This is a genomic window from Xanthomonas dyei (assembly GCF_002939865.1).
In the GTDB taxonomy this organism is placed as follows: Bacteria; Pseudomonadota; Gammaproteobacteria; order Xanthomonadales; family Xanthomonadaceae; genus Xanthomonas; species Xanthomonas dyei.
In genome coordinates this window covers 26259-36039 of sequence record NZ_MDEE01000043.1, presented here as the reverse complement: position 1 = coordinate 36039, position 9781 = coordinate 26259, and the positions used below count along the sequence as shown (strand labels likewise).

Below are 9781 nucleotides of genomic sequence, written 5' to 3'. Positions count from 1 at the left end.
TCGGAAAAACGCTTCTTCACATCCAATCTCCTCGGGATAGGGAATTGGACTCCAAACTGAGGTGCTACTCAAAATTGGGGGGACGTCGGGCGCGCGATCACGTGGCGCTTTCGACGCAGAATCAGGTGCTGGCCGCTTTGCTGTTTCTGTATCGCGAGGGTTTGGAACGCGATTTACTATGGATGGACGAGATTCAGCGGGCCAAGCGGCCGCGGCGGTTGCCGACGGTCTTGAGTGAGGCGGAGGTCATGGCCGTGCTGGCGCAGATGGAAGGGCGTCACGCACTGATGGCGGCACTGCTCTACGGTACCGGCATGCGGTTGATGGAATGCGTGCGCCTACGCATCAAGGATGTGGATCTGGCGTGCTACGAGATCGTGGTGTGCGATGGCGAGAGTGATAGCGATGGACTGGTGCCACCGGCGCTCAGTCTGCGCGCGGCGATGATGCAGCAATGCGAGCGGATGCTGCTGCTCCGCGCGGGGAAGTGATGACCTGTGCCCGGTGGGTGGTGTTGTCGCATGCGGTAGCGCGGAAGTGTCCCCATGCCGATGCCGCGCCATGGTTGGCAATATCCGTTCGGTCGCAGCGTCAGTGGGTGGATCCAGGCATCCGCTGGATTGGCCGGCGTCACGCTTACAGGGAAGTTCTGCAGGGTGCTTTGCAGCGGGCACGGTTTAGGTTCGTCGGCTCTGTCGCGTGATCGCGTGGCTGCCCCCATCCGCCCTTCGGGCACCTTCCCCCGCAGGCGGGGGAAGGGCGGAGGACGGTTTTTCCGTGAGTCTTCGTAAGTCTTCGTAAATCTAGGGAGTGCGGTTGGTCACGGCCGCGGCTGCGGAGACGGACGGCAGGGGCCTGGCTCGGAGATATCTCAGCCGTCCAGCAACGCCTTGTCCCGCACCGCGCCCTTGTCCGCGCTGGTCGCCAGCAACGCATATGCCTTCAACGCCGTGGTGACCTTACGTGGGCGTACCTCTACTGGCTTCCAGCCCTTGGCATCCTGCTCGGCGCGACGCCGAGTAAGTTCTTCATCGGACACCAGCAGATTGATCGAGCGATTGGGAATGTCGATCAGGATCTTGTCGCCATCGCGCACCAAACCGATGGCGCCGCCTGCGGCGGCTTCCGGGGAGGCGTGGCCGATCGACAGGCCCGAGGTGCCGCCGGAGAAGCGGCCGTCGGTGAGCAGGGCGCATTGCTTGCCCAGACCCTTGGATTTGAGATAACTGGTGGGGTACAGCATTTCCTGCATGCCTGGGCCGCCCTTGGGGCCTTCGTAGCGAATCACCACGATATCGCCGGCTTTGACTTCGTCGGCAAGAATGCCCTTGACCGCCGAATCCTGGCTTTCGTAGACGCGGGCGTTGCCTTCGAACACGTGAATGGATTCGTCCACGCCAGCGGTTTTGACCACGCAGCCGTCGCGGGCGATATTGCCGTACAGCACGGCGAGGCCGCCTTCCTGCGAAAACGCGTGCGCGACATCGCGAATGCAGCCCTCGCTGCGGTCGGTATCCAGCGTGTCCCAGCGCGTGGCCTGGCTGAAGGCGATCTGCGTGGGGATGCCGGCCGGGCCGGCCTTGTAGAACGTGTGCACGGTCTCCGCGTCGGTCTGGGTGACATCCCATTGCGCGATGGCGTCGGCCAGGGTGCGTGCATGCACCGTGGCTGCGTTGGTATGCAGCAGGCCGCCACGTGCCAGCTCGCCGAGAATGGCCATGATGCCGCCAGCGCGATGCACGTCTTCGATGTGGTACCTGGGCGTATTCGGCGCCACCTTGCATAGCTGCGGCACACGCTTGGACAGGCGGTCGATGTCGCGCATGCCGAATGGTACTTCGCCTTCCTGCGCGGCGGCGAGCAGATGCAGGATGGTATTGGTCGAGCCGCCCATGGCGATGTCCAAGGTCATCGCATTTTCGAACGCTTCGAAGGTGGCAATGCCGCGCGGCAGTGCGCTGGGATCTTCGCCGCCATACCAGCGGTGGCACAGTTCCACCGCCACGCGCCCGGCACGCAGAAACAATTGCTCGCGGTCGGCATGCGTAGCCACCACGGTGCCGTTGCCCGGCAACGACAGTCCCAGCGCTTCGGTCAGGCAGTTCATCGAGTTGGCGGTGAACATGCCCGAGCACGAGCCGCAGGTGGGGCAGGCGCTGCGTTCGAATTCGGCGACTTTTTCGTCCGATGCGCTGTCGTCGGCAGCGATCACCATGGCGTCGATCAGATCGAGTTTATGTTCGGACAACTTGGTCTTGCCGGCTTCCATCGGGCCGCCGGAGACGAACACGGTCGGAATATTGAGCCGCAGCGCGGCCATCAACATGCCCGGCGTGATCTTGTCGCAGTTGGAAATGCACACCAGCGCGTCGGCGCAATGCGCATTGACCATGTACTCGACCGAGTCGGCGATGATTTCGCGGCTGGGCAGCGAATACAGCATGCCGTCGTGGCCCATCGCGATGCCGTCGTCCACGGCGATGGTGTCGAACTCCTTGGCCACGCCGCCGACGCGCTCGATTTCGCGCGCGACCAGCTGACCAAGATCCTTCAGGTGCACGTGCCCGGGCACGAACTGCGTGAAGGAATTGGCGATGGCGATGATGGGCTTGTGGAAGTCCCCATCCTGCATGCCGGTAGCGCGCCAGAGTGCGCGCGCGCCAGCCATGTTGCGGCCGTGGGTGGAGGTCTTGGAGCGGTATTCGGGCATGGCGATATCGACAACTGATCAGCGAGCGGTGGCTGGCAATTAGAGCGCGCCGCGACTGTTGCTGCTGCAACCGTCGCGGCGCGCTCTGGCGGTCGGTCACGGTAGCACGCAGCCGCCAGGCACGAGCGCGGCGGCAGGCGAGCACGGATGCGGCGAACGCGCGGGCAGACAGGCGTTGCGGCCACCCCGAACGGTTCATCGATGCGGCGCGACACACGCGTTTTCCAGGCTGCGCGCATGCGCGCGGGTTCGGGGGCGGCCACGACAACCACAGCGCTCAACGTCAGGGGGGGGCATTCGGGTCGCAGCGTCGTCGCCAACCATGCGAATCGCGGGGCCGGGTGCCTCGCCCACGGTCATGTGACCTTCGCTCGCTACGTTCTGCTGGTCGCACTAAACTGCGCGCATGACCCCTGCCATGTCGTGCCGCGCCGGCTGTGCCGCGTGCTGCATCGCGCCCTCGATCAGTTCGCCGATTCCCGGCATGCCCAACGGCAAGCCGGCGGGGGTGGCGTGCGTGCAACTGGACGCACAGCTGGGCTGCCGGTTGTTCGGGTCGCCGCAGCGCCCGGCAGTGTGCGGCAACTTGCGGCCGTCGCTGCAGATGTGCGGCACATCGCGCGAACAGGCGTTGACGATGCTGACGGCGTTGGAGCGCGCCACGCAGCCCTGAAAAACCAGCCACGCGCCGGTGCGTCGACGCGATTCAGCAGTCGGCCACGCGCCTGCTCAGTCGCCCGCCGGCCCACTCAGATACTGATCCTTGAGCCGCACATAATGTTGCGCGGAGTAATGCAGGCTTTCGATTTCCTTGTCGCTGAGCGCGCGCGCCAGCCGCGCCGGATTGCCCAGCCACAATTCCGCTTCGCCAACCACCTTGCCGGGCCCTACCACCGCACCGGCGCCGACAAACCCGTAGCGTTTGATGGTGGCCCCATCCAGCACGCAGGCGCCCATGCCGATCAGGCACAGGTCTTCGATGGTGCAGGCGTGCAGGATGGTGCCGTGGCCCACGGTCACGTCCTCGCCGATGATGGTTGGATAGCCGGCCTTGTTGAACGGGCTGTGGTGGCTGACGTGAATGATGGTGCCGTCCTGCACATTGGTGCGTGCGCCGATCTGCACGTGATTGACGTCGCCGCGGATCACCGTGCCCGGCCACACCGACACATCGTCGCCCAGGCTCACCTTGCCGATGATGGTGCAGGCCGGGTCGACATAGACGCGTGCGCCCAGCTGTGGGGTGTGGTCCAGAAACGGGCGAATCGGGGTCACGGCACTCTCCTGCAAGTCAGCGTGCCGCCAACTGCGGACACAGGTGGATGATACCTGTGCAGTGTGTGTTGCTGCGGTAGCGTCAGTGCTGCGCGATGGCAGATGGCATGATGGATGCGCGTTGTGGATGCTTTGGTGGAAGCGCGTATCGATGCGTGTTGGGTGAGGCCGTGGTTTATCGCTGCATGTGAGTGACGCGATTCGAGGTCGCCTGCGGTGCTGTTGCGTGCACATGCGGTATATCCGGCGATCTGACACAGATCCAGCGCGTGCGTTAATCACGATGCAGGCGCGACCATGAGTGCCTGACCACACTGCTGCGCGACCACCAGGCAGGCGCGGCGGTTGTTCGGAATCGGTATGAGCCATTCGTAACTCTCCGATTCTGAGCGCGCAGTTCATAGCCACCTGGCAGCTGCTCGCCACGTTTTGTCAGCCACCCCAAGCCGCAAGATCGTTGTCGCCGTGATATTCGCCGACGAAGTGCCTTGCGAAAGGTGGCGCGACACTCCGGACAAGCACCGCACACTCGCGTTAAGTGATCTCGAACAGCTGACGAGTGAACGATGCGCCTACGAACGAGGCAACCGCGCAGGATCTGATCGCCAGTCGTGCTCTGTGCCTGGGGCGCAACCGCCAACGCAGACACCACATCCGAACCCAGCGCTGCGCAAGCGAAGCCCATCGGGTCTGCATCCGATAAGCGCACAACACTGCGGTAATCGGCCTTGAATGGCACCGGCAATCGGCCTAGCGTGCATGCCGTTGCCACGTGTCGGTCGCCTCTGCCGCACGTGCCAGGTCTTCAGGTGTGCGTCCGTGCGGGGTCCCATGCCGCAGCGTGAATGCACCAGCGCTAACGCTGCGCCACATCAGCTCCCTCACAGGACACGCCAATGCTCCAAAGCACGCCAACGTCCACGCAGTTTGTCCTGGAGCGCATGACGTCGTTCCAGTGGAGGGCCGTGGCGGTGTGCGTGCTGCTGACGATGCTCGACGGCTTCGACGTGATGGCGATGGCATTCACCGCTCCGCACGTGTCGGCGGACTGGCAGCTGTCGGGCAAGCTGCTGGGGGCGCTGTTCAGTGCCGGGCTGGTCGGCATGGCGGTCGGCTCGCTATTGCTGGCGCCGTTGGCAGACCGCATCGGTCGCCGTGCGCTGATCCTGGTGTGTCTGACCATCCTGACCGTCGGCATGGGCGCATCCGCACTAGCAGGCGATGTGTGGCAGTTGGGCGCGCTGCGGGCGCTCACCGGGGTCGGGATCGGCGGCATGCTGGCCTGCGTGGCGGTGACCGCTGCCGAATATTCCACCGCACGCTGGCGCACTACGGCGACGGTGCTGCAGGCCACCGGCTACCCGGTCGGGGCAACGATCGGGGGCGCGATCGCGGCGCTGCTGGTGCAGCACTGGTCCTGGCCATCGGTGTTCTGGCTCGGTGCGCTCGGCTCGCTGCTCTGCGTGCCGCTGGTGCTGGCCTTCTTGCCCGAATCGCTGGACTTTTTGATCGCCCGCCGGCCGCCTCACGCGCATGCGCGCTTCAATGCGGTGCTGGCACGCATGGGGATGGCGCCGCATCCGCAGTTGCCGCAGCCACCTGCGCAGGCGGCAGGGCAGGCGCAGGGGTATGCGGCCTTGTTCGTGGGTAAGCTGCGGCGGCAATCGCTGCTGATCGCGCTGGCGTTCTTCCTGCTGATGTTCGCGTTCTACTTCGTGCTCAGCTGGACGCCCAAGCTGCTGGTGACCGCCGGCCTGTCGGCGGCCGAGGGCCTTACCGGCGGGGTGCTGCTGAACCTGGGCGGCATCGTTGGCGGAACGCTATTCAGTTGGCTGGCCCTGCGCGGGCGCTTGTCGCGGCTCACCGCCGGCGCACTGGTGCTGGTGGCGATTGGGATGGTCGCGTTCGGCTTGAGCAGCACGGTGCTGAGTTGGGCATTCGTCACCGCGTTGCTGACCGGTGCGGCCCTGACGGCGGCGATGGGCGGGCTGTACGCGGTGGCGCCGGTGGTCTTTACCGCGGCGGTGCGCTCCACCGGCATGGGCTGGTCGATCGGGATTGGGCGGCTGGGCGCCATTGCCTCGCCGCTGTGCGCGGGGGTGCTGCTGGATGCCGGTTGGTCGCCGGCCATGTTGTATCTGGCCTGTGGCGTGCCGTTGCTGTTCGCCGCTGCTGCGGTGGTGGCGATGCGCTTGCCGGAGCGCTGAACCGCTCCGCCGGGGGTGCCCGAAACCGCTGACCGCGCTGCTGCGGTTGCGTTCGCAGACCAAAGAAATCCAGACCGGTGCCGATAACTCCGAAGACCGCCAAGCCCGTGGCGGACTCTTCCGTGGACATTGTGCAGACCAGCGCCGGCATGCTCAGAACCATCGACTCCGACCAACTCCGTCCCGGCATGTATGTCTACAAGCTGCTGGGCGCGTGGGTGCACCATCCGTTCTGGAAAACGTCGTTTCTGGTCGACTCTGACGACGTGGACAAGATTCACGGCAGCCGAATCGAGCAACTGGTGATCGATACCGCCCGCGGCCTGGATGTGGAGACCGGCGCGGCGGTCGGCGAGCAGGCTGCGGGCGATGCGCCAGCGTCGCCGCCCACGCCGGAACCGGAGCCCGAACCGCCGGAGCCGGCGTCCACCGCGCGCAGTGCACGGACCAACAGCGTCACCGCGCAGGTCGGGATCGAAGCCGAAGTGGTGCGGGCGCGGCGCATTTTTGAAGACGGCCGCGACACGGTGGAAGCGATGTTTCGCGATGTGCGGCTGGGGCGCACTGTCGACACCGAGGCAGCCATGCCGTTGGTGGAAGCCATCAACGATTCGGTGCTGCGTCATCCGCAGGCCTTGATCAGCGTAGCGCGGCTCAAGACCGCCGACGACTATACCTATCTGCATTCGATGGCTGTGGCCGGGCTGATGAGCGGGCTGGCGCGGCAGCTCGGTCTGCCCGAGGCGCAGGTGGTGGAAGCGGCGATGGGCGGCCTGCTGCACGACATGGGCAAGGCGGTGACGCCGCTGGAGATTCTCAACAAGCCCGGCCGGCTCACCGATGAAGAAATGGATGTGATGCGCCAGCATCCGCTGGATGGACATCGCCTGCTGGTGGCCGGCGGCGTGCAGAACGCGGTGGTGCTGGAAATTGCGCTGCATCATCACGAAAAGATGGACGGCAGCGGATACCCCAACCGCCTGGTCGGCGAAGACATCTCGCTGATGTCGCGGATGGGCGCGGTGTGCGATGTGTACGACGCCATCAGTTCCGATCGCCCGTACAAACGCGCCTGGGACCCGGCCGAATCGCTCAAGCAGATGGCGTCGTGGAAGGGTCACTTCGACCCGACGATCTTTCAGGCGTTCGTGCGCCGGCTGGGCATCTATCCAGTCGGCTCGCTGGTGCGTCTGGAATCGCAAAAATTGGCCGTGGTGATCGAACAGACCCAGGACGCGCTACTCAAGCCCAAGGTGCGCGTGTTCTATTCGGCCAAGTTGCGCAGCCACGTGCTGGTGCAGGACATCGACCTGTCGCGGCCCGATTGTCAGGACCGTATCGCGCAGATGGAAAGCCCGATCGACTGGGGCTTCCGCGATCTCGAGAAACTCTGGCTGCCGTAAGCGCGCTGCGCATGCAGGCGTTGCGGGATGCTGCTTGCGCGACGCGTGCGCGTGCGTCCGTCGCTCGCCCACACACCGCAGCGCGTTTCTGCGCATCAGGGATGGCGGCCTCGATGCTGCCGGACGGCTTGGACACGCGCAAAGAGCGATGGCTCAAGTACCTGAACAATGGGCGCCCGCCTTCCCGTCTGCCCGGCACCCGTCCATGAACTAGCGAGCGCGACCATGCTGCGCTGCAGCTTGGCAAATGTAGTTATGATAAATAACTATTCCGAAACGCAAACACTTGCCGACCGGATCTCATGTCCAAGCCGTGCCTGGATCACCACCGTCCCCCGCACACCGCAGCGCTGCATCGCGACCATGCGCGTGCGTGGAAGGGCGGTGCGGCAGCGGCACGCGCAGGGACACGGCACGTATCGACAGCCGGCGTGTCCACATCGGCAGGCCTGGCCGCGTCTACAATGCGCCGCACGCCGGGGATCGGCGTTGCGGACCGGGCGCATGGTGCGTACCGCTCCGCCCGCTGCCTTTGTCGCGAGAACCGTCATGCCCGCTACTGCCACCGCTGCACCGTTGCCCGATGCCATCACTGCGGTGGACCAGGCGCGTCTGCTGCGACTGCTGGGCTACCGCATCACCCGCACCGAGCTGCTGGTGCGGCGCATGTTTCAGGACTGCGTTGCCGCCTTCGATCTGAAGCCGGTCGATTTCTCCCTGCTGATGCTGGTGGACGGCAATCCGGGCATCAACCAGCGCCAGATCGGCGACGTGCTGCATGTTTCGCCGCCGAACCTGGCCATCGTGGTGGCGCGGCTGGTCAAGCGTCGTCTACTACGGCAGGTACGCGGGCGTCAGGACCGGCGCATGCAGCATCTGTCGTTGACGCCGGCCGGCATGACCCTGCTGACCGATGCCGAAGCCGAAGTGCTGCGCATGGAACAGCAGCTCAGTGCGGTGCTCGGCACCAGCGAGGCGCCTCTGCTGCGCGCGCTCGATCGCCTGGATCGGCTCGACACGCTGTAAGCCCACTGCGCCGGCCCTCTGCCGGCCAGCGTGATCTCACCAATGTCTTGATGACACGTGCCGTACGCAGCGCGGGGATCGCCCCTGCCTGATCGCGTGCCAGGTGGCACGCCCGCTGTTTCCTTCCAACGCTGGAGATGTGCGTCGTGATTCGATCCTCGGTGGTGCGTGGCGTGGCGGTAAAGGCGGCGTGGCGGGTGCGTGCAGCGCTCGGCCTCGTGGGGCTGCTTGCGAGTGGGGCGGCGCTGGCGCAGGGCGTGCCCCAGAGCATGGCGTTGACCAACGGCCTCAATACCGGCGGGACGAGTTTTCTGGATGGCTTTACCCGCACCACGCCTGGCTGGGCCGTGGTCACCTACCTGCGCCAGACCTCGCTGGATTCGGTGAAGGACGCACGCGGCGACGATGTGCCGGTGTTCGACAACCCGCGCATCGACTCGACGCTGCTGCTGACGCAGATCGCGTACGTCACGCCTTACAAATTGTTCGGTGGCGTAGTGGGCTTCAACACGCTACTGCCGCTGGTGAATCTGGATGCCTCGTTCGGTCGCAACAGCATCGCTACCTTGCGCGACAACGGCGCCGGGGTGGGCGATCTGACCTTCGGCCCGTATCTGCAGATGCTGCCGGTGATGCGCGACGGGCGGCCGGTGTTCTCGCAGCGGTTCGAATTCAACGCGGTGGCACCGATCGGCAAGTTCGACCGCGACCGCGATCTCAACCAGGGCTCGGGCTATTGGTCGCTGATCCCCAATTACGCAGTGACGGTGCTGCCCACGCCCAAGTGGGAAATCAGCGCACGCCTCAACTACGTCTACAACTTTCGCAGCGAGCGCCGGCCCAACCTGCCCGACGGGTTTGCCTTCCGCAACGGCCAGGCCGGCGACGCGGGCTGGATCAATTTCGCCACCTCCTGGGAAGTGGTGCCGGATGTGCGATTCGGCATCAACGCGTATTACCTCACCCAATTTCGCGATAACCGCACCAATGGCCAGCGCGTACCCGACAGCCGCCAGCGCGTGTTCTACGCCGGCCCGGGCGGTGTGTGGCGGTTCGATGCCAACAACATCCTGTTCGCCAATCTTTACCTGCCGGTGGAAGTCAGAAACGCGGCTTCCGGCAACAACGTCAACCTGCAGTACGTCCATGTGTTCTAGCGC

8 protein-coding genes are annotated in these 9781 nt (G+C 65.1%); 6 read left to right on the top strand and 2 right to left on the bottom strand.

Features of this window, described 5'->3' with window-relative positions; translation table 11 throughout:
- Positions 1–491: tyrosine-type recombinase/integrase (locus tag XdyCFBP7245_RS20050; protein ID WP_158255527.1), on the top strand; the 491-nt coding region annotated here is incomplete at its 5' end.
- 380 nt (positions 492–871) lie between these two features.
- Here the strand turns inward: XdyCFBP7245_RS20050 and ilvD are convergent.
- Positions 872–2710, bottom strand: a complete 1839-nt coding sequence (gene ilvD, locus XdyCFBP7245_RS20045; RefSeq protein WP_104617180.1) for a dihydroxy-acid dehydratase — start codon at positions 2708–2710, stop codon at positions 872–874.
- Between the two features lie 418 nt (positions 2711–3128).
- On the opposite strand from ilvD, the gene XdyCFBP7245_RS20040 reads away from it, so the two are divergent.
- Positions 3129–3383 (top strand): YkgJ family cysteine cluster protein, encoded by a 255-nt coding sequence (locus tag XdyCFBP7245_RS20040; RefSeq protein WP_168371669.1) that lies wholly within the window; start codon positions 3129–3131, stop codon positions 3381–3383.
- 56 nt (positions 3384–3439) lie between these two features.
- On the opposite strand, the gene XdyCFBP7245_RS20035 is transcribed toward XdyCFBP7245_RS20040, so the two are convergent.
- Positions 3440–3985 (bottom strand): gamma carbonic anhydrase family protein, encoded by a 546-nt coding sequence (locus tag XdyCFBP7245_RS20035; RefSeq protein ID WP_170068720.1) that lies wholly within the window; start codon positions 3983–3985, stop codon positions 3440–3442.
- Between the two features lie 896 nt (positions 3986–4881).
- Between XdyCFBP7245_RS20035 and XdyCFBP7245_RS20030 the strand changes: the two genes are divergently transcribed.
- The 4 genes from XdyCFBP7245_RS20030 to XdyCFBP7245_RS20015 all read left to right on the top strand — a co-directional run bounded on the left by XdyCFBP7245_RS20030 (position 4882) and on the right by XdyCFBP7245_RS20015 (position 9778).
- Positions 4882–6192, top strand: a complete 1311-nt coding sequence (locus tag XdyCFBP7245_RS20030) for an MFS transporter (protein ID WP_104617178.1) — start codon at positions 4882–4884, stop codon at positions 6190–6192.
- Between the two features lie 149 nt (positions 6193–6341).
- Positions 6342–7595, top strand: a complete 1254-nt coding sequence (locus XdyCFBP7245_RS20025; protein ID WP_104617185.1) for an HD-GYP domain-containing protein — start codon at positions 6342–6344, stop codon at positions 7593–7595.
- A gap of 549 nt (positions 7596–8144) precedes the next feature.
- Complete coding sequence (locus XdyCFBP7245_RS20020; protein ID WP_104617177.1) at positions 8145–8621, top strand: MarR family winged helix-turn-helix transcriptional regulator; 477 nt, start codon at positions 8145–8147, stop codon at positions 8619–8621.
- Positions 8622–8758: 137 nt separating this feature from the next.
- Positions 8759–9778 (top strand): SphA family protein, encoded by a 1020-nt coding sequence (locus XdyCFBP7245_RS20015; protein WP_104617176.1) that lies wholly within the window; start codon positions 8759–8761, stop codon positions 9776–9778.
- Positions 9779–9781: the final 3 nt, after the last annotated feature.